At 72.5% G+C, this 23,650-nt stretch carries 23 protein-coding genes; 7 read left to right on the top strand and 16 right to left on the bottom strand.

Annotated elements, in window-relative coordinates; translation table 11 throughout:
- Window positions 1-130 precede the first annotated feature (130 nt).
- Both J3P36_RS14800 and J3P36_RS16450 read right to left on the bottom strand, forming a co-directional pair.
- A complete protein-coding gene (locus J3P36_RS14800; protein ID WP_210509006.1) occupies window positions 131-1,012 on the bottom strand; it encodes a glycosyltransferase in 882 nt (293 codons plus the stop codon).
- Entirely contained in the window at window positions 1,009-1,947 is a 939-nt protein-coding gene (locus tag J3P36_RS16450; protein ID WP_307807121.1) for a glycosyltransferase, read from the bottom strand. Before J3P36_RS16450 ends, J3P36_RS14800 begins: the two co-directional genes overlap by 4 nt.
- A gap of 198 nt (window positions 1,948-2,145) precedes the next feature.
- Between J3P36_RS16450 and J3P36_RS14790 the strand changes: the two genes are divergently transcribed.
- The 4 genes from J3P36_RS14790 to J3P36_RS14775 all read left to right on the top strand — a co-directional run bounded on the left by J3P36_RS14790 (window position 2,146) and on the right by J3P36_RS14775 (window position 6,958).
- The gene (locus tag J3P36_RS14790; protein ID WP_246854828.1) at window positions 2,146-4,134 is read left to right on the top strand and encodes a DUF6541 family protein; all 1,989 of its coding nucleotides are present in this window, start codon (window positions 2,146-2,148) and stop codon (window positions 4,132-4,134) included.
- A gap of 80 nt (window positions 4,135-4,214) precedes the next feature.
- The gene (locus tag J3P36_RS14785) at window positions 4,215-5,087 is read left to right on the top strand and encodes an ABC transporter permease (protein WP_307807120.1); all 873 of its coding nucleotides are present in this window, start codon (window positions 4,215-4,217) and stop codon (window positions 5,085-5,087) included.
- Complete coding sequence (locus J3P36_RS14780) at window positions 5,071-5,823, top strand: ABC transporter ATP-binding protein (RefSeq protein ID WP_210509003.1); 753 nt, start codon at window positions 5,071-5,073, stop codon at window positions 5,821-5,823. Before J3P36_RS14785 ends, J3P36_RS14780 begins: the two co-directional genes overlap by 17 nt.
- Before the next feature lie 16 nt (window positions 5,824-5,839).
- Window positions 5,840-6,958 (top strand): glycosyltransferase family 1 protein, encoded by a 1,119-nt coding sequence (locus J3P36_RS14775; RefSeq protein WP_210509002.1) that lies wholly within the window; start codon window positions 5,840-5,842, stop codon window positions 6,956-6,958.
- Between the two features lie 34 nt (window positions 6,959-6,992).
- Here J3P36_RS14775 and J3P36_RS14770 read toward each other — a convergent pair whose 3' ends face one another.
- The 11 genes from J3P36_RS14770 to J3P36_RS14720 form a co-directional block, all read right to left on the bottom strand.
- Window positions 6,993-7,640: a GDSL-type esterase/lipase family protein gene (locus J3P36_RS14770; protein ID WP_210509001.1), complete on the bottom strand. Its 648-nt coding sequence runs from the start codon at window positions 7,638-7,640 to the stop codon at window positions 6,993-6,995.
- A 14-nt stretch (window positions 7,641-7,654) separates the two neighbouring features.
- On the bottom strand, window positions 7,655-8,371 hold the full coding sequence (locus tag J3P36_RS14765) for an SGNH/GDSL hydrolase family protein (RefSeq protein WP_210509000.1): 717 nt from the start codon (window positions 8,369-8,371) through the stop codon (window positions 7,655-7,657).
- Window positions 8,372-8,433: 62 nt separating this feature from the next.
- Window positions 8,434-9,840 carry an LCP family protein gene (locus tag J3P36_RS14760; protein WP_307807119.1) on the bottom strand — a complete coding sequence of 469 codons (1,407 nt, stop codon included), beginning with the start codon at window positions 9,838-9,840 and terminating at the stop codon, window positions 8,434-8,436.
- Complete coding sequence (gene purE, locus J3P36_RS14755) at window positions 9,837-10,391, bottom strand: 5-(carboxyamino)imidazole ribonucleotide mutase (protein WP_210508999.1); 555 nt, start codon at window positions 10,389-10,391, stop codon at window positions 9,837-9,839. Before purE ends, J3P36_RS14760 begins: the two co-directional genes overlap by 4 nt.
- Window positions 10,392-10,615: 224 nt before the next feature.
- Window positions 10,616-12,082, bottom strand: coding sequence for an aldehyde dehydrogenase family protein (locus tag J3P36_RS14750; RefSeq protein ID WP_210508998.1), 1,467 nt, complete (start codon window positions 12,080-12,082; stop codon window positions 10,616-10,618).
- Window positions 12,079-13,245, bottom strand: a complete 1,167-nt coding sequence (locus J3P36_RS14745) for an enolase C-terminal domain-like protein (protein ID WP_210508997.1) — start codon at window positions 13,243-13,245, stop codon at window positions 12,079-12,081. Before J3P36_RS14745 ends, J3P36_RS14750 begins: the two co-directional genes overlap by 4 nt.
- Entirely contained in the window at window positions 13,242-14,138 is an 897-nt protein-coding gene (locus J3P36_RS14740; RefSeq protein ID WP_210508996.1) for a hypothetical protein, read from the bottom strand. The genes J3P36_RS14745 and J3P36_RS14740 overlap by 4 nt, the downstream gene beginning before the upstream one ends.
- A 262-nt stretch (window positions 14,139-14,400) precedes the next feature.
- Entirely contained in the window at window positions 14,401-15,723 is a 1,323-nt protein-coding gene (locus tag J3P36_RS14735) for a sugar ABC transporter substrate-binding protein (protein ID WP_210508995.1), read from the bottom strand.
- A 57-nt stretch (window positions 15,724-15,780) separates the two neighbouring features.
- On the bottom strand, window positions 15,781-16,647 hold the full coding sequence (locus tag J3P36_RS14730) for a carbohydrate ABC transporter permease (RefSeq protein WP_210508994.1): 867 nt from the start codon (window positions 16,645-16,647) through the stop codon (window positions 15,781-15,783).
- Window positions 16,644-17,537 carry a carbohydrate ABC transporter permease gene (locus tag J3P36_RS14725; RefSeq protein ID WP_210508993.1) on the bottom strand — a complete coding sequence of 298 codons (894 nt, stop codon included), beginning with the start codon at window positions 17,535-17,537 and terminating at the stop codon, window positions 16,644-16,646. The genes J3P36_RS14730 and J3P36_RS14725 overlap by 4 nt, the downstream gene beginning before the upstream one ends.
- Before the next feature lie 29 nt (window positions 17,538-17,566).
- Window positions 17,567-18,505, bottom strand: coding sequence for a 5-dehydro-4-deoxyglucarate dehydratase (locus tag J3P36_RS14720; RefSeq protein WP_210508992.1), 939 nt, complete (start codon window positions 18,503-18,505; stop codon window positions 17,567-17,569).
- Between the two features lie 121 nt (window positions 18,506-18,626).
- Between J3P36_RS14720 and J3P36_RS14715 the strand changes: the two genes are divergently transcribed.
- On the top strand, window positions 18,627-19,433 hold the full coding sequence (locus J3P36_RS14715) for an IclR family transcriptional regulator (RefSeq protein ID WP_210508991.1): 807 nt from the start codon (window positions 18,627-18,629) through the stop codon (window positions 19,431-19,433).
- Window positions 19,430-20,200 carry an NAD(P)-dependent oxidoreductase gene (locus J3P36_RS14710; RefSeq protein WP_210508990.1) on the top strand — a complete coding sequence of 257 codons (771 nt, stop codon included), beginning with the start codon at window positions 19,430-19,432 and terminating at the stop codon, window positions 20,198-20,200. The genes J3P36_RS14715 and J3P36_RS14710 overlap by 4 nt, the downstream gene beginning before the upstream one ends.
- A 26-nt stretch (window positions 20,201-20,226) precedes the next feature.
- Here the strand turns inward: J3P36_RS14710 and J3P36_RS14705 are convergent, their stop codons facing one another.
- On the bottom strand, window positions 20,227-21,339 hold the full coding sequence (locus J3P36_RS14705) for a 5-(carboxyamino)imidazole ribonucleotide synthase (protein WP_210509068.1): 1,113 nt from the start codon (window positions 21,337-21,339) through the stop codon (window positions 20,227-20,229).
- A gap of 124 nt (window positions 21,340-21,463) precedes the next feature.
- On the opposite strand from J3P36_RS14705, the gene J3P36_RS14700 reads away from it, so the two are divergent.
- Entirely contained in the window at window positions 21,464-21,943 is a 480-nt protein-coding gene (locus tag J3P36_RS14700; RefSeq protein WP_246854827.1) for a GtrA family protein, read from the top strand.
- Window positions 21,944-22,114: 171 nt separating this feature from the next.
- On the opposite strand, the gene J3P36_RS14695 is transcribed toward J3P36_RS14700, so the two are convergent.
- Window positions 22,115-22,723 carry a PH domain-containing protein gene (locus J3P36_RS14695; protein ID WP_210508988.1) on the bottom strand — a complete coding sequence of 203 codons (609 nt, stop codon included), beginning with the start codon at window positions 22,721-22,723 and terminating at the stop codon, window positions 22,115-22,117.
- Window positions 22,724-22,731: 8 nt separating this feature from the next.
- Window positions 22,732-23,508: a biotin--[acetyl-CoA-carboxylase] ligase gene (locus J3P36_RS14690; protein ID WP_210508987.1), complete on the bottom strand. Its 777-nt coding sequence runs from the start codon at window positions 23,506-23,508 to the stop codon at window positions 22,732-22,734.
- Window positions 23,509-23,650 lie beyond the last annotated feature (142 nt).

Below are 23,650 nucleotides of genomic sequence, written 5' to 3'. Positions count from 1 at the left end.
CGCGGAGGCGGGACAGCCGGCGACGACCGATTCCGAATGCGTTGTTCTTGTTCCGTCGCGTGGGCCCGGGCGTCCGCCTCGGTCTGGCCGTCGCATCCTGAGTGCTCGGCCGCCCCTGCCGCAGGAAAGACTAACCCACGTCCCGGCCGGGGACGTCCCCTGAACTGGGTGTGGCGACCTCGCCGGAGGAGGGCGTCACGGCCCACCTGCGGTAGAGCGGGCGGCGCATGCCGGGCGGCAGCAGGCGGTAGGTGCCGCGCACCACCACGTTGCGCACGAACTGGGGCGTGGTGAGGTAGCCCTCGGCGCGCAGCATGCGCTGCAGGCCGAGCTCCGTGCGGAACTGCTCGATGCCGCCCCGGCGCTCGTAGGCGCCCTCGTCCACCCGGTAGCGCAGGACCGGCTCGGCGAGGTTGTCCACCGCGGCCCCCGAGTGGAGCAGCCGCGCGAACAGCCAGTAGTCCTCCATCCTCCCGGCCTCGACGTACCCGCCGACCGCCTCGACGGCGGCCTTGCGGAACACGATCGTCGGATGGTTGAACGGGCTCCGCAGCGAGGAGACCCGGGTGATCTCGTCGTGCCCGACGGGCGGGATCCGCCGGCCGACCACGTGCGAGTCCTCGCCCGCGACCTCGAACATCCCGCCGCCGAGGAGGTCGAGGCCCCGCCGCTCGAGCTCGGCGATCTGCCGCTCGAAGCGGTTCGGCAGGGACTCGTCGTCGGCGTCCATCCGCGCGACCACATCGTTGCCGCACGCGGCGAGCCCCGCCGACAGCGCGGCGGCGAGGCCGACGTTCCGGGCGAGCTCGACGACCACGACCCGGGGCGACGCGGTGGCCCGCACCTCGTCGAGGGCGGCCGCGAGCTCGGGGCCGACGGGGCCGTCGCGGACGATGATCACCTCGTCGGGCGGGAGGGTCTGCTGCAGCGCCGTGCTCGCGAACGCAGCCCGGAACCGCTCCGCGCGGTCGCCCCGATAGACGGGCAGCAGCACCGAGAACGGGACGGTCACGCGGCCGTCCCGGCCTCGCGCACGCCCAGCTTCCGGAAGTACGCATCGTTGGCGGGCGGCCGCCGCAGCCCCGCGGGCACGCCGGCGCGGAGGCCACGCCAGAGCACCCCGCGGTCCTCGGAGCGCAGGAAGGTGCGCAGCCAGCGGCGCAGCGTGGCCGCGATGTAGAGGAGGCGCTCCCCCGGCGCGAGGCACCGCGAGAAGCGGAACGTCCAGAGCTTGTTGCGCACCTCGTAGAAGAACCGCTCGCCCGGGTCGAGGTCACTCGAGGCGAGCGCCTTCGTCTTGTGCACGACGACGCTGTCCGGGCACAGGATGCCGTAGCCGCCGCGCGCCATCCGGGCGCTGAACTCGAAGTCGTCGTTCCAGATGAAGTAGGACGCGACCGGCAGCCCGCGCTGCCGGATGCGGTCGGCCCGCACGAGCAGCGACACGAACGACGCGGTCCGGATGGGCACCATCCCGGCGGGCAGCTGCCCGAGGCCGCGGGACCGGGCCCAGTGCGGGCGGTGCCGCGGCACGTTCATCGGGTGCGGTCGTCCGTCCGTCCAGACCGGGCGCGAGGCGAACATCGCGGCGTCCGGGGCCGCGTCCCGCCCGCGCAGGAGCTCGGCGAGCGCAGTGGGCTCGGGCACGGTGTCGTCGTCCATCACCCAGACGAGGTCGGCGTCGTGCGCCTGCACGGCGCGCTCCATGCCGAGGGCGAAGCCGCCCGCGCCCCCCGTGTTGACGCCCGTCTCGACGAGGTCGGCGTGCGGCGCGACCTCGCGCACCACATTCGGGGACCCGTCGGTCGACCCGTTGTCGATGACGACGAGCGCGTCCGGCGGCCGGGTCTGCGCGCCGAGGGCGACGAGCGCCTCACGCAGCAGATCGCGACGATTGAACGACACGACGACGGCGACCACAACGGGTCTGCCAGTGCTCGGACTCACCTCGACCCCATCCGCGAGCGGGGCGGCGGACACCCCTGCACATCGGCAACAACGACACCCCAGCGTACTTGCGACCGGACCGCGCCGCCTGCGGCTCGCCCCCGGGGACGGACAGCGACCGCCGGTTATGGTGGTGCGAGCCGCCCGAGATTCCGGAGCAGACCTGAACCGACACGCCCCCGCCGGGAGCCCCCGACGATGACCGCGGACCTCGCCGCGATCGGCGCGGCCCTGCTCCTCCTGCTGCTCCCCGGCGCCGCGGGCGGCATCGCGCTCGGCCTGCGCGGTCTCGCCCTCGTCGCGTTCGCGGGCCCCATCGGGGTTGCGCTGCACGCTTCCCTCGCGGTCGTGCTGCCGCTCGCCGGCGTCCGCTTCGCGTGGTGGCACGGTCCCCTGCTCGCGGTGCTCGCCCTGGCCGCGGCGATGGCGGCGCGCCGGGGACGCCTCGCCGCACCGCTCGGCCGGGCCGACCTCCCGGTCGTGGCGGCGATCGTCGCCTCGGCCGTCGTCGCTGCGCTCCTCGCGTTCGGGGGCACCGCCCTCGACGCCGTCAACTCCACCTACGACGGCGTCTTCCACCTCAACGCGGTCGCGTACATCCTCGACAGCGGCAACGGGTCGTCGGTGAACCTGTACCGGATGGCGCATCCGGGCGACGACCCGATCGAGTTCTACCCCGCCGCCTGGCACGACCTCGTCGCCGCGACCGTGCAGCTGAGCGGCGCCGCCATCCCGCTCGCGACGAACGCCGCCTGGATCGCGGTCACCGGCGCCGTCTGGATCCCGGGCGTCGTGTACCTGGCGGCCACCGCATTCGGGCAGGCGGGCCGCACGCTCACCGCCCTCCTCGCCGCCCCGCTCGCGACGGCCTTCGCCGCCGCGGCGCCCTACCTGCTGCTCGACTGGGGCACCCTCTTCCCCACGGGCCTCGCGTACGCCCTGCTGCCCGCGGGGCTCGCGCTCGTGCTGCAGGTCCTCGGCCTGACCCCCGCGGCGCAGCGGATGCCGGCGCTGCCGCTCTGGGGATCCGCCCTGCTCTGGCTCGCCGCCGCCGGCCTCGCCCACCCGCGGTCCCTCTTCGGGCTCGTGGTGCTCGCGCTGCCGCTCGCCGCCTGGTGGGCCGCTCGTGTCGTCGCCGCGCACTGGGCTTCGCCCCGCGGGCGGCGCCGCGTCCTGCTCGTCGGCGGCGGCCTGCTCGCCGCTGCCGTCGTCGTGGGCGTCGCGGGCTGGCTCTACGTCTACCGGACCTTCGACGTCGCTAACCGCCCGATCGCCGACCACCTCAACGGCGGCCCCGCCACCGCCCGCCAGGGGATGGGCGAGTCGCTCGTGCAGGCGCTGCTCGGCGCCCCGATCGTGTCGCCCGCCGAGGTACCGGTGGCGCCGGCGTGGCTGCTCAGCGCCGTCGTGCTCGGCGCCCTCGTCACCGCCGCGGTGCGGCCGGAGTGGCGCTGGGCGGCGATCGCCTGGCTGCTCGCCGTCGTGCTCTACTGCCTCGCCGCCGGGTCCAACTCCGACTTCGCGAAGCTCGCGACCGGCCTCTGGTACAAGGACAAGTACCGGCTGATCACGCTGCTGCCGGTGATCGCCGCGCCCCTTGCCGCGGGAGCGCTGGCGCTCCTCGCGCGGACGGCCCTCCGTCGCGCTGGTGGGCGCCGGATCCTGGTCGGGGCCGGGGTCGCCGCCCTCGCCGCGGCGGTGCTCGCCTCCGCCTGGCTCGGGCCGAGCCTCGCGCAGACCCGCGCCGCGATCGGCACCGTGTACGCGGTGCCCGCCGGCGAGAAGCAGGGCGCGCTGCTCAACGCGGACGAGCTCGAGCTCCTCGAGCGGCTGCCGGAGCTGGTGCCCGAGGACGCGGTGATCGTGGGGAACCCCTGGAACGGCTCGACGCTCACCTGGGCGGTCGGCGGACGCGAGTCCCTCTATCCGCACCTCACCGGTGACTGGGATCCGGACCGCTGGACGGTCGCGCAGCGGCTCGACCTGCTGCGGGACGATCCCGAGGTGTGCGCCGCGCTCGAGCGCCTCGGCGCGGAGTACCTCCTGACCGCCCCCGGACTGCTCTGGAACGGCGACCCGCAGGCGGGGTTCTTCGCCGCGATCGACCGCACCGACCCCGCGGCGATCGGCGACGAGGTGGCGCGCGTCGGCGACGCGGCCCTCCACCGGATCACCGCCTGCGCCTGACGGGCCCCGCGAGGGGCTGTGTCTACAATCGAAGCGCCGCGCTCGCGGCCGACTCAGCATCGACGGGGGAAACCCATCTCGTGACCGAACTCGTGTCCCGACCCGATCTGCGCGAATTCACGCGACCGGGCCGCGGGGCCGGACTGATCGACGTCTTCCGGCGCCGGTACCTGCTGACGCTCCTCGTGCGCAAGGAGGTGCAGGTCCGCTACCGCGGCTCCGCGCTCGGCTGGCTCTGGTCGTACGTCAAGCCGGTCACCCAGTTCCTCGTCTTCTTCCTCGCGCTCGGCGTCTTCCTGCGCCTCAACGGGTCGATCGAGAACTACCCGATCTACCTCTTCTCGGGCCTCATCACCATCAACCTCTTCAGCGAGGCGTTCTCCAACGCGACGAAGTCGCTGGTCGACAACGCCGCGCTCATCAAGAAGATCTACCTGCCGCGCGAGCTGTTCCCGGTCGCCTCGACGCTGGTCGCGTTCGTCAACTTCCTGCCGCAGGCGCTCGTGCTGCTCGTCGTCTGCCTGTTCGTCGGCTGGCGCCCGACGGTGTTCGACATCCTCGCGATCCTGCTCGGCATGGCGATCATCGTCTGCTTCGCGATCGGCCTCGGCATGCTGTTCGGCTCGGTCAACGTGTCGTTCCGCGACGCCCAGAACTTCGTCGAACTGATCATCCTCGTCGCCACGTGGGTCTCCCCCGTGCTCTACCAGTGGACGATGGTCCGCGACATCCTGCCCGACTGGATGCTCGTCCTGTACCAGCTCAACCCGATGACGGCCGCAGTCGAGCTCTTCCACGCCGGCTTCTGGCACCCCACCACCGAGGGCGCCGTCGACCTCCCGCCGAACCTGGCCTACTACGGCCTCGCCGCCTTCGGACTCGCCGCGCTCACCCTGCTGATCGGCCAGTTCGTGTTCCGCAAGCTGGAGCCCCGCTTTGCCCAAGACCTCTGATCCCGTGCTGACCGACCGCGCCTCGATCATCGTGCGCGGCGTCGGAAAGCGCTTCCTGCTGCGGCACACGCACTCCCTCAAGGAGACCTTCATCGCCGCCATCCGGCGGAAGAAGATCGCGAGCACCTTCGAGGCGCTCGACGGCGTCGACTTCGTCATCAACGAGGGCGAGTCGGTGGCTCTGCTCGGCTTCAACGGGTCGGGCAAGTCGACGCTGCTGAAGCTCATCTCGGGCGTGTACCGCCCCGACCGGGGCGAGGTGCTCACGCGCGGTCGCGTGGCCGGCCTCATCGAGGTGGGCGCCGGGTTCCACCCCGACCTCTCCGGCCGGGAGAACATCTACCTGAACGCCGCCATCCTCGGGATGACCCAGAAGGAGATCGACGAGCGCTTCGACGAGATCGTCGCGTTCAGCGAGATCGAGCAGTTCATCGACACCGAGGTGAAGCACTACTCCTCGGGCATGTTCCTGCGCCTCGCGTTCTCGGTCGCGATCCACACCGAGGTCGACATCCTGCTCGTCGACGAGATCCTCTCCGTCGGCGACGAGCCCTTCCAGCGCAAGTGCGTCGCGAAGATCCGCGAGCTCTCCGCCGCCGGCAAGACGCTCGTCGTCGTCAGCCACGACCTCAACATGGTCGCCGACCTGTGCGAGCGCGGCATCCTCATCACGAAGGGCAAGGTCGTGTTCGACGGCGAATCGCACGAGGCCGTCGCCGCGATGCGCGCCCAGTAGCGGCCGCCCTCCCGCCATGGTGACCCTCCGCGTGATCGTCGACAGCGTCGTCGAGGCGCGCCCACGCGGAGTCGCCCGCTACGCCGAGGAGCTGACCCGGGGGCTCGTCGCCACCGCGCCGCGCGACTGCGACGTCGAAGGCATCGCCGCCGCCGCCTCCGACGGCGAGGTCGCCCAGCTGCACGAACGGATCCCCGGCCTCGCCGGACTGCACAAGACGGCCCTCGGACGCCGGGAGCTCTACGCCGCCTGGCAGCACGGGGTGACGACGGTGCCGGTGCACGGCATGGTGCACTCCCCCACCCTGCTCGCCCCGCTGCGCGGCCACGACCGCGCTCAGCGGCCGGAGGACCAGGTGACCGTCACCATCCACGACGCGACGGCGTGGAACCCGGACACCGCCGACGAGCGCGCGGGATGGACGCGGGCGATGGCGAAGCGGGCGCGGAAGCACGCCGACGCCGTCGTGGTGCCCACTCATGCGGTCGCGGCCGAGCTCGCGGAGCACCTCGACTTCGGCGACCGGATCCGCGTGATCGGCGGCGCACCGTCGCTCCGGCTCCCCGCCGACCCGGACGGCGTCGCGGCCCGGCTCGGCCTGCCCCGCGCCTACCTGGTGGCCATGGCCTCCGCGCACCCCCGCAAGCGGCTGGCGGCCCTGCTGGAGGCGCTCGCGCTGCCCGGCGTGCCCGACGTCCCGCTCGTGCTCGTCGGCGTGCGCACCGCTGGGCTCGACGCCCTGCTCGAGCAGTCCGGGCTCGGCACCACTCGGCTGCACCTGCTCGAGGACCTCACCGACGACGAGCTCGCGGTCGTGATCCGCGGCGCGGCGGCGTTCGTGCTGCCGAGCGCGGCCGAGGGCTTCGGCCTCAGCCTGCTCGAGGCATTCGCCCTCGGCACGCCGGTGATCCATTCGGATGCGCCCGCACTCGTCGAGGTGTCGGACGGCGCCGGCGTGGTCGTCGCTCGCGAGCCGGGCGCCGCGTACGCGGACCGGCTGGCGGACGCGATCGTGACGACGCTCACCGACGTGGCCCTGCTCGACCGCCTGCGGGTGCGCGGCTTCGACCGGGCGAAGGCGTTCAGCTGGACCGACTCGGCCGAGAAGGTCTGGCAGCTGCACGCCGACCTCTGACGGCGGCTCCGGGCCGTCGCCGGTCGCCTCCGAGTCAGGGCGCGACGTCCACGACGACCTCGCGGATGGCGCGGCCGAGGATCTCCGCCCCCTCGGGCGTGAGGTGCACGCCGTCCTGGGTCATGCCCTCCGCGAAGCGCCCGCTCGTGCCCAGCTCGCGCACGGGCGGCACCCACGCCCAGCCCCGGTCGGCCGCGAAGCGCTCGAGCGCCGCGTTGTACCGGGCGGGCGCATCCGGCAGGCCGTCGAGCGGCGGGATCGCCGACAGGACCACCTGCGGAGACCCGACGGTGCGGGCGATCGCCTCGATGTTGCCCGCAGTCTCCTCGAACGGGATGCCGAGGGCGACGTCGTTGGTGCCGGCGAGGATCACCAGCACGTCGGCGTCGAGGGGCGAGACGCCCTCCCGCATCTGATCGGTGGTGGCCCCCCACACCGCCCAGCCGCCGCCGAACCGGTACCGGTCGTCGAGCACCTCGTTCACCCACGAGCCGGGGTCGATGTCGCCGCGGGAGAAGTCGGGACTGAAGCCGACGGTCAGGGAGTCGCCGACGAACGCGACGAGCACCGCCTCCGGGGCGGTCGCGGGCGAGCTGGGCCGCGGCAGCGGGCCCTGCGGCGCGGGCGTGCAGCCCACGAGGGCGAGCAGGACCGCCAGGACGGGGACCAGTGCACGGCGCACGAGCCGAGGCTACGTCAGGCGGCGGCGTCCACGAAGGCGTCGAGGACAGGCCACACGGCCTCGCGCATCGCCTCGCCGAGCAGGCGGGAGCCTTCGGCGGTGGGATGCACGCCGTCGTCGGTCATGCCGGCTCGGAACCGGCCGCCCTCGGCGAGCCCACGAGCCGGCTCGACGAAGTCCCAGCCGCGCTCCGCGGCGAGCGCCTCGAGGCGCTCGTTGTACTTCTCGCTCGCGCCGGGGATCCGCTCGTAGGGCGGGATCGCGGACACCACGACCCGCTCCGCGCCGACCGTGTTCGCGATCTCGGCGAGGTTCGCGGCGGACGCGCGGAACGGGACGCCGAGGCGCAGGTCGTTGGTGCCGGCCAGCAGGATCAGGGTGTCGGCGTCGAGCGGGACCACCGCGGCGGCCATCGCCTCGGTGCTCGCGCCGCGCACAGCCCAGCCGCCCGCGAACACGCGGTCCTCGTCGAGGATCCGGTTCACCCAGGAGCTGGGATCGAGGCGCCCGCGCGGGAAGTCGGGGCTGTAGACGGTGGTGATCGAGTCGCCCACCACGGCGACGCGCTCCGCGTCCGGATTCCCGGTGCCGCTCACGGGAGTGGCCGCGGGCACCGGCGTCACCGCGGGGACGGGCGCCGGGCTCGCGATCGTGGCGCCCGTGGCGGCCGGGGAGGCGCATCCGGAGAGGGTGAACGCGGCCGCCACGAGGAGCAGCAGGACCGGGCGCACGGGAGAACGCTACTGGACCGATCGGTCAGCGGCGGCCATCGCCACGTCCGGTGGTGAGGGGGTCACTCCGCGGGCGCGGGCGCGACGGCCTCCTGAACCTTGGCGCGGATGACGTCGTAGTCGGGTGCCGCGGGGTCGATGAGGGGCGGCACGAACTCGACGTCGGCGATCGGCTGGCCCTTCGCCTTGAGGGCGAGGTCGACGAAGTGGCCGAGCGTCCCCTGCGGGATGTCGGTCTTCACCACCTGCGAGCCGGCCTTGGCGACGTCCTCGAAGCGGACGAGGACGTTCGCCGGATCCAGCTGCTGCATCATCGCGGTCTGCACCTCGCGCTGCCGCGCCATGCGGTCGTAGTCGCTCGTGCCGTGGCGGGAGCGCGCGTACCAAAGGGCGTGGTTGCCGTCCATGTGCTGCACGCCGGGCTCGAGGTACGCCTCGTTGCCGTTCTCGTCGACACCGCTGCCGATCGGCAGCCGCTCCTTCACGTCGATCGTGATGCCGCCGAGAGCGTCGATCAAGTCGCTGAAGCCCTGCATGTCGATCAGCACGTAGTACTGGATCTGGATGCCGAGCGCGCCCTCGACCGCGTCCCGCATCGCCTCGATGCCGGGCTCGCTGCCCTCCTCGACCGCGTTCGGGTAGAGGTCCGGGTTCTTCAGCGTCACCTCGGTGTAGATCGAGTTGAGCTGGCACACGTCGACGTTGCAGGTGTTGCGGTAGCCGTAGCCGTTCGGGTAATTCGCGAGCATCGGCGACCCCTCCGAGAACGGGATCTCCGTCAGGTCGCGGGGCAGGCCGAACATCGCGACCGCACCGGTGGAGTCGTCCACGCTGATCACGGAGACGCTGTCGGGGCGCATCCCCTCACGGTCGGGGCCGGCGTCGCCGCCGAGGAGCATCACGTTGTAGCGGCCGTCGATGGGCGGCTCGGGCGGGGCGGTGCTGAACACGTCGCCGATCGTCTGCCGGGTGACGCCCGCGAGGACGGCGCCGTAGCCGGCCGCGCTCGTCAGCCCCACGAGGGTGATGATGGAGAACGCGGCGATCAGCGGGCGGGCGAGGCCGCGGACGCGCACGAAGCGCACCAGCCGCAGGGTGTCGAGCGTGAGGATCACCCACAGCACCGCGTAGCCGACGAGCAGGATCTGCAGCGCCCACAGCCCGATGGGGTTGGTGACGATCGCGAGCAGGATGCCCCGGTTCGCGACCAGCAGCACCGCGGCGAGGGCGACGAGCGCCCAGAGCACGAGGGTGGCGCCGAGCCCGAACCGGCCGAGCTTGCGGCTGCCGGCGAGCACCTGCGCCGACCCGGGGATCAGCAGGTTCATCACGACGAGGAACCAGCCGCGGCGCTGCATGATCGGCGCCGTGACCGGCGACGGGTTGCGCAGGGTGCTGCTCGCGCCGAGTCCGGGCGCGGCGGCAGGGCGGGCGGCGCCCGCGTAGGCCGCCGAGGGAGCTCTGGTCACGGGGTGTCGGGGGTGGTGAGGCTCGCGCGGAGCGCGGCGTCCTTCTGCTCGACGGTCGCGGCCAGGTTCGCCATGTGCGCCTCCAGCCGGCCCGTGAGCGCGTCGTCGGAGGTGGCGAGGATCTTCGCGGCGAGCAGGCCGGCGTTCGCGCCGCCGCCGATCGACACCGTGGCGACGGGTACGCCAGACGGCATCTGCACGATCGAGAGCAGCGAGTCGAGCCCGTCGAGCTTCGCGAGCGGCACGGGCACGCCGATCACCGGCAGCGTCGTCACGCTGGCCAGCATGCCGGGCAGGTGGGCGGCCCCGCCGGCGCCCGCGATGATCACGCGGATGCCCCGCGAGGAGGCGCTGCGCCCGTAGTCGAGCATGCGGCCCGGCGTGCGGTGGGCGCTGACGACGGCCACCTCGTGCGGGATCGCGAACTCGCTGAGCACGGCCGCGGTGGCGCTCATGACGGACCAGTCGGAGTCCGACCCCATCACGACGCCGACCAGCGGGCCCTCGCCCAGGCTCTTCTCGGAACTGTCGGCCGGGTACTCGTCGGACATGCTCGCCATCGTAGGACGACTCCCCGGAGGTTCCCCGCGACCTCCCCGCGCGCCCGCAACCTGCTCGAGCCGGCGCCCCCGCCGCGCTCCCGCACGCCATCTGCGCGGATCAGGAGATTTCACGCGGTTCAGGAAGAACCGCCGGTTTCGCACCCGGTTCAGGACGACACGCCGCCTCGCGGGACGGATCTCCTGATCCGCGCAACAGGCCCAGCCGTCAGCCGTCAGCCGGCGAGGGTCGCCTTCGCATGGGTCATCGCGGCGTCCACGCGGCGCGGGATGCGCCACGTCGTCTCGTCGCGGAGGGGCTCCGGCAGGTCCGCGTCCGCGAACCCCTGGTAGGCGACCGGGCGGACGAAGCGCGCGAGCGACTCGGCGCCCACCGACCCGAACTTCGCGGAGGAGGCGGACGGCCACGGTCCGCCGTGGTGGGTCGACCAGGTGACCGCGACGCCGGTCGGCCAGCCGTTCAGCAGGACGCGGCCGCACCGCTCCGTGAGCGCGGCGGCGAGGCCGGAGGGGACGCCGCCCTCCTCGGCCCAGATGGTGCCGGTCAGCTGCCCGTCCATGGCGTCGACCACGGCGAGGACCTCGTCGAGGGTCCGGTAGCCGAGCACGACCGCGGAGGGACCGAAGACCTCCTCGAGCACCTCGGGGTGCTCGAGCGCGGAGGCGGCGGTGCCGAACCAGAGGCGCGGAGCGGCGAGCCCCTCCCCGGCGGACTCCTCCCCCACCGCGGCGAGGATGCCGGCCTCGGCCAGCCGCTCCTGCCCGGCCCGGAAGCCGCTCGCGATCGCGGGCGTCAGCATCGGAGCGGCGCCGACGGACGCGATCCGGCCGGCCAGATCGGCGGGCACGACGGAGCCGTCCGGCACGAACAGCACGCCCGGGCTGGTGCAGAGCTGCCCGACGTTGATCGTGAGCGACGCGAGGAACCCGTCGAGGATCTCATCCTTGCGCGCGGCGATCGCCTGCTCGGTCACGACGACCGGGTTGACGCTGCCCATCTCCGCGTAGAACGGGATCGGCCGCGGCCGGTCGCCGGCGACCTCGAGCAAGGCGGTGCCGCCCCGGATGGAACCGGTGAAGGCACCCGCGGCGATCCGCGCATCCCGCAGCGCCGTGACGGCGAGGTCGTCGCCGACGACGAGCGAGAACACGCCCTCCGGCGCCCCGGACGCCTCGAGAGCGGCTCCGACGACCGCCGAGAGCCGCTCGCCGAGCCGCGGATGCCCCGGGTGCGGCTTCGCCACCACGGCGCAGCCCACGGCGAGCGCGGCGGCGGTGTCGGTGCCGAGCACGCCGAAGGCGAGCGGGAAGTTGCTCGCGGCGAAGACGAGCACCGGGCCGAGCGGGACGTTGATGCGGCGCAGGTCCGGGATCGGCGGCGTCGCGTCGGGGATGGCATGGGTGATGGACGCGTCGAGCCAGGAGCCCTCCTCCATCACCTCGGCGTAGAGGCGGAACTGGCCGACGGTGCGGGCGAGCTCGCCGCGCATCCGCTCGACGGCGAGGGAGGTCTCGTCCGCCGCAGTCTCGGCGAGGTCCGGCGCGCCCTCGAGCGCGTCCGCGATCCGCCTCAGCAGGTCGCCGCGCTCCGGCAGGGTGAGCGCCGAGAGCCGGCGCGACGCCGCGACCGCCGCGTCGAGCGCGGCGTCGAGCTCCTGGGGTGTCGTCGCCGTGCCGGTCACCGCACTCCCGTCGTGTTGGCGGCGACGTACTCGAAGTCGATCGCCTGGCCGAGCCCGGGCTCGTCGGGGAAGATCACGAAGCCGTCGCGGTCGATGGCGTCCGGCACGCGCTGCAGGTGGGGCGGCGGCACGTCGTAGTCGATGTGCGGGTGCAGCAGGGAGGTCTCGTACCACCGCGCGTTGTGTGCGGCGCCGAGCGCGGCGATGGAGGCCATCCCGCTGCCGTGCAGCTCGCAGTCCATGCCGAACGCGTCGGCGAGGGCGCACACCTTGAGGGCGGGCGTGATGCCGCCGGCGCTGAGGACGCCGACGCGCAGGATGTCGACGGAGCCGGACGCGGCCCATTCGGCGCGGGACCGGAACTTGCCCTCGACGCTCTCGGGGCCGGCGATGAGGGTGCTGGTCTGGTCCGCGAGCCACTTGTAGGAGGACATCGAGTACTCGTCCATCGGCTCCTCCATCCAGAGGTAGTCGAGCTTCTCGAGCTCCTTGGCGAGGTAGAGCGCGTCGGAGCGGTTGTACCAATGGTAGCTGTCGAGCATCAGCTTGATGTCGGGGCCGACCGCCTCGCGGACGGCGGCACAGGCACGGATGTCGAGCTTCGCGTCGGGCGCGAAGGACACCGGCGGCATCCAGGTGTGCAGCTTCACCGCGGTGAAGCCGCGCTCGACGAGCTTCACCGCGAACGCGGCGTAGTCCTCGGGGCTGCCGAGGCCGCCCGGCACGTCGTCGCCGCACATCGTGCTGGCGTAGGCGGGCACACGGTCGCGGTAGCCGCCGAGCAGCTTCCACGTCGGCTGGCCGAACCGGTGACCGGCGTAGTCCCACAGCGCCTGGTCGACGAACGAGAGCGCGCGGTCGTGCAGGACGCCGTAGGCGCCGCGCTGCGCGAGGTACAGGTCGTGCCAGATCGCCTCACGGCGGATCGGGTCGCGCCCGATCAGCAGCGGGCGGATGAACTCCTCCATCACGTTCGGGCGGAGGTAGTCGCCGGCGAACAGGCAGGTTCCACTGACCCCGTCCGAGTCGGTCACCGTGAGGATCGAGCCCGTCGCCGGGCGCGGCTCCTCGCTCGCGTGGTCGTGTCCCTCCGAGTCCTTCCAGTTGCGCGTGGTGGTGGCGAACTCGGTGATGGACACGGTCTCGATGACGGCGGAACTCATGCGTTGTCCTTTCGGGGGCGGTGCGCGCTCCGCACGTCGTCGACGTGCAGGAGGTCGAGGGTGTCGGGCCTGCGCTGGCCCAGGTGGTAGAGGTACAGGTCGTCGAGGAGCGCGAGCACGGGGCCCGGCTCGCCGCCCGCGGCGAGCGCCTCGGCGACGGTCCGCTGTGCGGGCAGCATCTCGACGACGCCGCCGACCCGGCGGCCGTGCCGCTCGGACCACTCGGTGACGTCGCGCCAGCCCTGTCCGCTCGCGGCGGAGAGGAACGCGTACGGGGTGAGGTTCGCGGGCGGGGCGGGCACGAGCGGCGCGTAGGAGCCGAGGGCGGCGGGATCGGTGGTGCCCGCGACCGAGATCGAGAGGCCGAGGTCGTTCCCGAGGGCCGCGATCTCGGCGGCGAAGGCGTGGCCGGTACCGGTCCGGACGGCGCGCGCGACCAGGAGGTCGTCGTCGAGGTCGTCGGCCCCGGGATCCCCGGAGACCGAGGAGCGGACGCGCTCGGCGATCGCGGCCAGGTCGATGCCCGCCTCGGTGGCGCGGGCGGTGCAGGCGGTGCAGAAGCAGAGGGACAGCGCGGTGACGGCCCGGCGGCCCAGCCAGGCGAAGGGCACCTTGTCGTGCGCGACGAGGTGCTCGAAGCCGAGCCCCATCAGCGCCTCGACCTGGAAGACGGTGACGCCCGCTGTGCGGTGCGTGTGCCGGATCAGCTCCAGCCCGAACGCGCGCACCTCGGGATGCGAGGGGCACAGGGCGAACGGCGAGGGGCTGCCCCAGGCGTCCCGCACCGCGAAGCGCTGCTCGTCGGCGCTCATGCCGTCGAGGTGGGTGAGGATGATCCAGCCGCGCGGCTCGAGGCCGGCGGCCCGGGCGCTGCGGATGGCGGTGAGGCCCACCTCGGCGGAGCCGGTCGGCGCGTGCGGCTCGAGGCCCGCCGGCCAGCGGCCCCCGGCGCCCGGCAGGTAGTACGCGCTGGGCTGGACGACCGGCTCCGGACTCCCGTCCGGACGCCAGCGGATCGCGCGGACCTCGTGGTAGTGCAGGGCGATCGAGAGCTCGTCGATGCCCGCCTGCGCCCAGGTGCGGGCGCGGGCAGGGCCGTCGGCCAGGTCCCACGGGAAGACCTGGCCGACGACCGTCAGTGTGCTGCCGCTGATCTCAGTCGCCGAACTGCTCGCGGTACTCGGCCTCGGCCGTGTTGACCTTCTCCGCCCACTGGTCCATGAACTCCTGAGCGGTGATGTCCTTCAGGAGGACCGACTGGAAGGGAGCGGCCATCTCACCGAGGATGCCGTTCCAGTCCGGGAGGTAGAGCGGCGAGGTGACGATGGTCGACTTGGGGTCGCTGAGCGCCTCGATCTGCGTGTTGAGGGCCTCGTTCTCCTTGACCCAGTCGTCCTGGCGCGCGTCCTCGTTGGCCGGGGTCTGGCCGGTGCGCTCGTTCCAGGTGCTGTTCGCCTCGTGCGAGGCGAGGAACTCGGTGAACGCCCACGCCGCATCCGGGTTGTCGCTGCCCGTGAACATCGCGGGTCCCTCGGGGGTGGGGGCGATGATGGTGCGCTCGCCCGCCGTCTTCGCCGCCGGCATCGGCAGGCCCGCGACGACGCCCTCGCCGAAGGCGTCGATGTGGTTCTGCGCGGAGCCGAGGTTGTGCTGCATCATCGCGGCCGAGCCGCCGTCGAACGCGGTCACCATCTCCTGGTAGCCGTAGCCGACGTCCGCCTGCGCGGTGTTGACGTTGTACATGTCCGCGAAGCGCTGGATGCACTCGACGTTCTTCGGGTCGTTGAGCGTGGTCTCGCCGTCCTCGAAGAACTCGTCGATGCCGCTGCACGAGTAGGCGACCGGGATGAGCTGGTTGACGCTGCCCGCGCCGCCGCGCATCGCGAAGCCGAACTGGCCCGCCGCCGGGTCGGTGAGGGCCTCGGCCGCCTCGTAGAACTGGTCCCAGGTCTCCGGCGCCTCGAGGCCGGCGGCCTCGAACAGGTCGGTGCGGTACCAGAGGGTGTCGGGCGTGCTCGTCATCGGGGCGATGTAGAGCTCGCCGTCGAAGGCGACTCCCTTGGCGGCCTTGATGGCGTCCTCCGCGATCTTCGCGTCGCTGTCCGCGAGGCGCTCCTCGATCGGCTCGAGCGCGCCCTGCGCGGCGAGGCTCGAGACCATCCAGCCGACGACGATGCCGACGTCGGGCGTCGAGCCGCCCGCGACCGCGGTCTCGTACTTCTGCGGGGCGTCCGCCGCCGGGATGCCGACGTACTCGACCTTGATCGAGGGGTTCTCCTCCTCGAACTGCGCGATCAGCTCCTCGTACAGCGGGGTGCGGTCGGGCCCGGCGTTGTTGTCCCAGAAAGTGATGGTGACCGGGTTGTCCGGGCTGCCCTGCTGCTCACCGCCGGCCGAGCAGGCGGTGAGCCCGCCGAGCAGGCCGAGTCCCGCCGTGATGGCTCCGGCGCGGTAGAGCGCGCGGTGTGTCGTCCTCATGTGTGTGGGTCTCCTCGTTGAGTGGTGGTGGGTTGGTGGTGGGAAGGGGAAGTCGGATCAGCCCTTGACCGCGCCGGCGCTGACGCCCTGGACCAGGAAGCGCTGCACGATCGCGAAGACGATGACCACGGGGATGGCGGCGACCACGCCGCCGGCCGCGAGGGCTCCGTAGTCGGCCGAGTACTCGCCGATGGTCGAGTTGAGGCCGACGGGGAGCGTGAACCGGTCGTTCGAGTTGATGAACATCAGCGCGAACAGGAAGTTGTTCCACGCGCCGATGAACGCGAACGAGCCGACCGCGACGATCGCGGGCCGCAGGAGCGGCAGCACGACGGCGAGGAAGCCGCGCACCCGGCCGCAGCCGTCGATCCAGGACGCCTCCTCCAACTCCATCGGGATGTTGCGGAGGAAGTTCGCCATGAGGATCGCGCAGAGCGGCAGCTGGAACACCGTGTCGGCGATGATCAGCGCGACGAGCGAGTCGATGAGGCCGAACTGGCGGAAGATGATGAACAGCGGGATGAGCAGCATCGCCCCGGGCACGAACTGCGTCGCCAGCAGCACGAGCATGAACGGCGCCTTGCCCTTGAACTCGTAGCGCGACATCGCGTACCCGGCGAGCAGCGACAGCACCACCGTGAAGAGCAGGGTGAAGACGGCCGTGATCGTGCTGTTGAGGAAGTACGTCGAGAAGTTGAGCTCGTTCCACACCGTCGCCAGGTGGTCGAGGGTGAGCGGCCACGGCAGGGGCAGCGTGCTCCCCTCCGCCCGGAAGGCGTAGACGACCATCCAGTAGAAGGGCAGCAGCGTGAAGCTGAGGAACAGCCCGAGCGGGATCCAGAGGGAGATCGCGCGCGACCCGACGGACTCGCGGATGCCCCGGTTGACGACCGCGGGCGCTTGCAGGCGGGCGGCGATGCTCATGACTTTCCTTCCCGTCGGGAGGCGCGGCCCAGCTGCAGGTAGAGGACGCTGAAGATGAGGAGGATGACGAAGCCGGCGATGGTGAGCGCGGATCCGTAGCCGAAGTTGCGGGAGCCGACGGCCTCCTCGACGACGTACAGCGGGAGGGTCGTCGTCGCGCCGGCGGGACCGCCTCCCGTCAGCGTGTAGATGAGGTCGACGTTGTTGAACTCCCACACGGCCCGCAGGAGGGTCGTGATGATGATCGCGTCGCGCAGGTAGGGCAGCGTGATGAAGAAGAACTGCTGCACCTTGCTCGCGCCGTCGACATCCGCCGCCTCGTACATCTCCGTGGGGATGGACTGCATGTCGGCGAGGATGAGGATCGCGAAGAACGGGATGCCGCGCCAGACCTCGGCGATCACCGCCGACCAGAACGCTCCCGCCGCGGAGGCGAGCGGCGCGAACTGGGTGGGCGAGCCGAGCTGGCTCAGCACGTCCGCGATGCCGGTCGACGGGTTGTAGATGAGCAGCCAGATCTGGGTGGCGAGCACGCCCGAGATGGCCCAGGGAGCGAACATCAGGGCGCGGGCGAGGCCGCGGTTGCGGAAGGTCCGGTTGAGGATCAGCGCGAGGGCGAGGCCGAAGACGAGCTGGAGGGCGACCTCCGCGACGACCCAGGCTGTCGTGATGCCGAGGGTGCGCCAGAACAGCGGGTCCTCGAACAGCATCACGCGGAAGTTCTCGAGGCCGATGAACCTCGTCGCCCACGGCTTGCTCGCGCTGTACTGGAAGAGGCTGAAGTAGCCGACGGTGCCGACCGGGTACGCGATGAACGTCGCGATGAGCACCACCGCGGGCGCGATCAGCAGGTAGGGCGTCGGGATCCTGCGCCGACGCCGTGGCTTCATTGCCAGAGCCGAGCCGGTCATGACGGTGCTCAGACCTTCTCCGCCAGGCGGCGGACGATGCCCCGCTCCTCGAGCGCGGTGCGGACGCGCTCGGTGAGCCGGGAGAGGTCGTCGAGGTCGGCGGCGGCGGGCTCGGTGAGCGGCGGCCGGACGCCGCCGATGTGCTCGGACCCGACCGTGGCGGCCGCCTTGACGAGCGAGACGTGGTAGCCCTTGCCCCGGTCGCGGATGACGGTGAAGGGCAGGTAGAACTCGGTGAGCAGGAACTCGATCAGCTCCTGGTCGTCCGCGTGCAGCGCGTCGTAGAAGGCCAGCGCGATCTCCGGCGCGAAGGCGAAGACCGCGGAGGAGTACATCGGGACGCCGGTGGCCTTGTAGGCGCGCATGGTGAGCTCGGCGGTCGGCAGTCCGTTGAAGAACATGAAGTCCGTGTCGCCGGAGGAGCGGATCGCGGACACGATGCCCTGCACGCGGGCCAGGTCGCCGACGCCGTCCTTGAGGCCCACGATGTTGGGGATGCGCGAGAGCTCGAGCACGGTCTCGGGCTCGAAGACCATCTCGCCCCGCTGGTACACGATGATGTCGAGGCGCGTGGACGCGGCGACCTTGGTCACGTAGTCGGCCAGGCCGCGCTGCGATCCGCCGAGCAGGTACGGCGGCAGCAGGAGGAGGCCGTCGACGCCGGCGGCCTCGAGCTCGCCGAGGACGCGGGGCGAGCTCGACGAGCCGCTGCCCACTCCGACGTAGACGGGCGCGCGCCCCGCGGCGGCCTCGACGGCGGCCCGGGCCACCACGACGACCTCGTCCGCATCCAGGGAGTTGAACTCGCCCGTGCCGCAGCCGGCGAAGACGCAGCCGGCGCCGTGCTCCACGCCGCCGCGGATGTGGGCCTGCAGGCGGCCGGTGTCCACCGCCCCGTCGGCGGAGAATGGTGTGACCGGGAAGAAGAGCAGTCCGTCAAGCGTCATTGCTTTTTCATATCCTTGAAAGCGATTCAGAGTTGTGTAAGGCTGGGCAACAGTAAGGGCCCGATCGGAGCGCGTCAAGCAGGCGCCACCGGCGCGCCGGAGAACGAAGGAGTCGATGACGATGACGTCGATCGATGCGAGGGCGGCAGCGCCGGCGGAGGATTCCGGCGCGAAGAAGCAGGTCGGCGAGGTGAAGTCGGCGGCGCGCACCGTCGAGCTGCTGGAGCTGCTCGCCGCGGCGACGCGGCCCATGACGCTCTCGGACATCGCGAGCCGGCTGGAGCTGCCGGTCTCGAGCGTGCACCAGCTGCTGAAGACGCTGGTGGCACGCGGCTGGCTGTCGTCGTCGGGGACCACCTACTCGATCGGGGTGCGCGCCCTGCTGACCGGCATCTCCTTCCTCGAGCGGGACCCGATCGTGCAGGCCGTGAAGCCCGTGCTCGGGATGCTCCGCTCCGAGCTCGAGGAGACGGTGCACCTCGCGCGACTCGACGGCAACCGGGTCGTCTACCTGCTGAGCCGCGAGTCGCAGCACCAGCTGCGGATGGTGAGCCGCGTCGGCCAGAGCCTCCCCGCCCACGCGACCGCCCTCGGCAAGGCCGCGCTGTCGACGCTGCCCGAGGACGAGGTGCGGGCCCGCTTCCCCCTCGGCCTCTGGCCGCTCACGCCGCACACGATCACCGACCTCGACCGGCTGCTCGAGGACCTCGCGAGAACGCGTCATCGCGGCTTCGCGCAGGAGGCCCAGGAGAACACGGAGGGCACCGCCTGCGTCGCGGTCCCCATCCCCGGGCCGGCCGGCGAGTACGCGGTCAGCTGCTCCGTGCCGCTCAGCCGCCTCACCCCGGAGCGCGCCGAGGAGGTGGCGGGCGTTCTCGCCTACGGCGTCCGCACCGCCATCAACAGCATCGAAGGGAACCTCGCGTGAGCGCATCCGCCCCTCGGACCGTTCTCGTCACCGGAGCGTCCGGTGCCCTCGGCTCGGTCCTGACGGAGCAGCTCCCGGCGTCCGGCTGGGCGGTGCGACCGCTCGCCCGCCGGCCGGACGACGCGCTGCCGCACGCCGTGGTCGGCTCGGTCACCGACCTCGACACGATGCGCCGGGCGACCGAGGGGGTGTCCGCGATCGTGCACATGGGCGGGATCTCCACCCCCGGCTCGCCATGGGAGGGCTACCTCGACACCAACATCCACGGGACCTGGACGGTGCTCGAGGCGGCTCGGCTGAGCGGTGTGCCGCGCGTCGTGCTGGCGAGCAGCAACCACGCCGTCGGCTACCTGGAGCGGGCCGGCACCCCGGTGCCGGCGGACGCTCCCCCGCGCCCCGACAGCCTCTACGGCGTCAGCAAGGCCGCGATGGAGGCGCTCGGCGCGTTCTACAGCGACGAGCACGGGCTGACGGTCGCCAATCTGCGGATCGGGTCCTCGTTCCCGCGCCCGACCGCCACCCGCCAGTTGGCGACGTGGCTCTCGTATCCGGACCTCGTCCGGCTGGTGCTCGCCTCCATCGACGGCGACTGGACGGGCTTCCGCACGGTCTGGGGCATCTCGCGCAACACCCGCCGCTGGTGGTCCCTCGAGGAGGGCGAGCGCATCGGCTACCACCCGCAGGACGACGCGGAGCTCTACGCCGACGAGGTGGAGGGCGAGGACAGCCCCTACGTGGGCGGCGCGGTCCCCCCGACCCGCCGCTGACCGGGTCCGCGACTCGCGCGGGCGCCCTACTCGAAGAAGGCGGCCGCCGCCCGCGCGCGGTACGCGACGTCGTCGAGCTCCGGCCCCGACACCGTGACGTGGCCCACCTTGCGGCCGGGCCGGGGGTCCTTGCCGTAGGCGTGGATCTTCGCGAGCGGCTGCTCCCCCATGGCGGCCGCGTACCGGTCGGCGAGGGTGCCGGAGACCGGGCCGCCGAGGATGTTCACCATCACGCTCCACGGCTCTCGCGAGCCGGTCGCGCCGAGGGGCAGGTCGAGGACGGCCCGCAGGTGCTGCTCGAACTGGCTCGTCGTCGAGCCGTCGATCGTCCAGTGGCCGGAGTTGTGCGGGCGCATCGCGAGCTCGTTGACGAGCACCCGCTCATCCGTCGTCTCGAACAGCTCCACCGCCAGGACGCCGGTGACGTCGAGGCCCTCCGCGACCGCCAGGGCGATGTCGCCCGCCAGGTCGGCGACCCGGCCGACCGCGCGCGGGGCCGGAGCCACCACCTCGGCGCAGACGCCGCCCCGCTGCACAGTCTCGACGACCGGCCACGCCACCATCTCGCCGGACGGCCGGCGCGCGACGAGCTGGGCGAGCTCGCGGCGGAAGTCGACCGCCTCCTCGGCGAGGAGCTCCCCCTCCGCAAGCCAGTCGGCCGCCTCCGCGGAGCTCGTGACCACCCGGACGCCCTTGCCGTCGTAGCCGCCGCGCGGCGTCTTCACGACCGCGCGGCCGTCGTGGTCGGCGAGGAAGCGGTCGAGATCCTCCGGCACGCGGACGCGCGTCCAGTCGGGGACGGGCATGCCGAGCTCGGTGAGGCGCTCGCGCATGAGGAGCTTGTCCTGGGCGTAGAGCAGCGCGTGCGGGCCGGGACGCACCGCGACGCCGCGGTCGACGAGGGCGCGCAGGATCGACTGCGGCACGTGCTCGTGGTCGAAGGTGACGACGTCGACCGTCTCCGCGAACGCGAGCACCGTCGCCTCATCCCGGTAGTCGCCCACCATCGTGGCGGCCTGCCGGGCGGACGCGTTCTCCGCCTCCGCGAGGACCTTGATGTCGATGCCCAGCTCGATGGCGGCGGGGATCATCATGCGAGCGAGCTGACCTCCACCCACGACCCCGACGCTCAGCTTCATGCGCACCCCACTGCCCTAGACTGACGAATTCCTGCCCCATCTTGTCATCGAAGCGGACTGCTGAATGGCCCTCTCCTCCCCCGCTCGACCCGAGGCTTCCTCGGAGGGACGGGCCAGGACCCTGTTGAGGCAGCTGTTCGCCTTCGCCCTCGTCGGGGGCGTCGGGTTCATCCTCGACCTCGCCGTGTTCAACGCCCTGCGGCTCACGATCCTCTCGCCGGAGAGCATGCACGAGGGGCCGATCCTGGCCAAGGTGATCTCCACCGCGGTGGCCATCGCGGCGAACTGGATCGGCAACCGCTACTGGACGTTCGGCCCGCACCGCCGCGACGACAGCGCGATCGAGGCCATCGAGTTCCTCGCGGTGAGCCTGCTCGGGATGGGCGTCGGCCTCGGCTGCCTCTGGGTCTCCCACTACGCGCTCGGCTACACCTCGCTGCTGGCCGACAACATCTCGTCGAACGTGGTCGGCCTGCTGCTCGGATCGATCGTCCGCTTCGCCCTCTACCGCCACTGGGTCTACCACCCGGAGCGCTCGGAGGCGCGCGCCCAGCGCGGCACCTCCGCGTCCGCGACTCCGGCGGCCGCCTCCTACGAGGGCTGACGCCGCTCCGCTCCCATCCCGATGATTGAGGAGCTCGCGCAGCGAGCGTCTCGAAATCAGGCGACCTCGCCTTCGAACCGAGCCGACGAGGGCCGAGTCCCCGAGGCACGTCGCGTGATTTCGAGACGGCGCCTGCGGCGCCTCCTCAACCACCGGAGGGTCGTCTCGGGCTCAGGGGTCGAAGGGGCGTCGCGTCGCGTTGATCTGCTGCTGGCGCGGCGTGCCGACCGCGTGGGTGCTGACCTCCATGAGGTCGGCGAGCGCGGCCTGTACGAGCGGCGCGCCGGGAACGTCCTTCAGCACCAGGGGCTCGTCGGCTCCCGAGTCGATCGCCACGTCGCCGCTGCCGGCGAGCCGCTGCAGGGGTCCGCGGCGCATCGTCACGTCGAAGCCGCGCGTGAACAGCAGCTCCTGCTTGGTGCGGATGAGGAGTCCGGAGCGGACGACGACCCGCCGCGTCGTGATCGTGTAGATCCGGCTCAGCCAGGCGAGGAAGGGGACGACGCCGAGCAGCAGGGCGAGGGCGCCGATCGCGAACGGCAGCGCCTGGTTCTGCCAGGCCTCCGGCAGCTTGCCGGGAAGGTAGCCGGCCGCCGCCGCGAGCACGACGAGCGCGAGCACGGGGAGCACGAGGCGCCGGCCGGACGCGTGCATGCGCGCGACCGTGTGCTCCTGGGTCGAGCCCCGCTTGGGTGCCGGGATCGGCTCGACGGACGTCGTCGAGCGACCGCGCCTGGACTGCCAGGCCGCGGCGTCGGTCGTGCCGGCACCGCTCGCCATGCCCCTATTTAATACCGCAGGTGGGTGACGTCCCCGGCGGACACGGCGGTGACGCCCGCATCCTGGGGCCCGCCCTCGGGCAGCACCTCGAGCCGCCCATGCCCGTCGATGCCGGTCGCCGTGCCGCGCAGCACTTCGCCGGACGGCAGCTCGACCCGGACGGATCGCCCGAGGGTCCCGCACGCGCCCGAGACGGCGGCGCGCACCCCGCTCGCGTCCGCGTCGCCGCCGGCCGCGGCGAGCGCGGCGACCAGGTCGCGCAGCTCCGCGAGAGTCCCTGCCGCGACCGCGTCGGCGTCCGCGGGAACGCCCGCAAGGGCGAGCGAGGTCGCGGTGGGCACGGGCAGCTCGTCCTCCTGCAGCGTCAGGTTGACCCCGATGCCCACCAGCACGCCCGATGCGTCGGGCAGCAGCTCGGTGAGGATGCCGCAGACCTTGCGGCCCTCGATGTGGACGTCGTTCGGCCACTTGAGCGAGGCGTCGGCGCCGACGCCGCGCAGGGTGCGCACGACGGCGAGCCCGGCGAGCAGCGGCAGCCAGCCCAGCGCGTCGAGGGGCAGGCCGGGGCGCAGCAGCACGGACAGGGCGAGCGAGGTTCCGGGCGGCGCGGCCCACACCCGCCCGAGCCGGCCTCGGCCGGCAGTCTGGTTGTCCGTCGCGACCGCGGACAGGTGCGGCCACGGCTCGGGACCTGTCGCCCGGACACGCAGCTCGTCGTTGGTGGATCCGGTGCTCTCGAGCACGTCGAGCCGGGCGGCGATGGCGGACGCGCGAGGAAGCAGCATTCCTCCACGCTACCGAGGCGTTCCGCGCCGCCCCGCCACCTCTGCTGCCCAAGGATGCCGCTCGGCCGGGACCCACGGCCGGCTCCGCCGCGGCTCTCCGGCGACCGGGTGGCGGCGAGGCGCCTGCCCGGGGCGCGGGTTC

It is taken from the genome of Naasia sp. SYSU D00057 (assembly GCF_017916505.1).
GTDB lineage: Bacteria > Actinomycetota > Actinomycetes > Actinomycetales > Microbacteriaceae > Naasia.
This window is presented reverse-complemented; position numbering and strand designations above follow the sequence as displayed.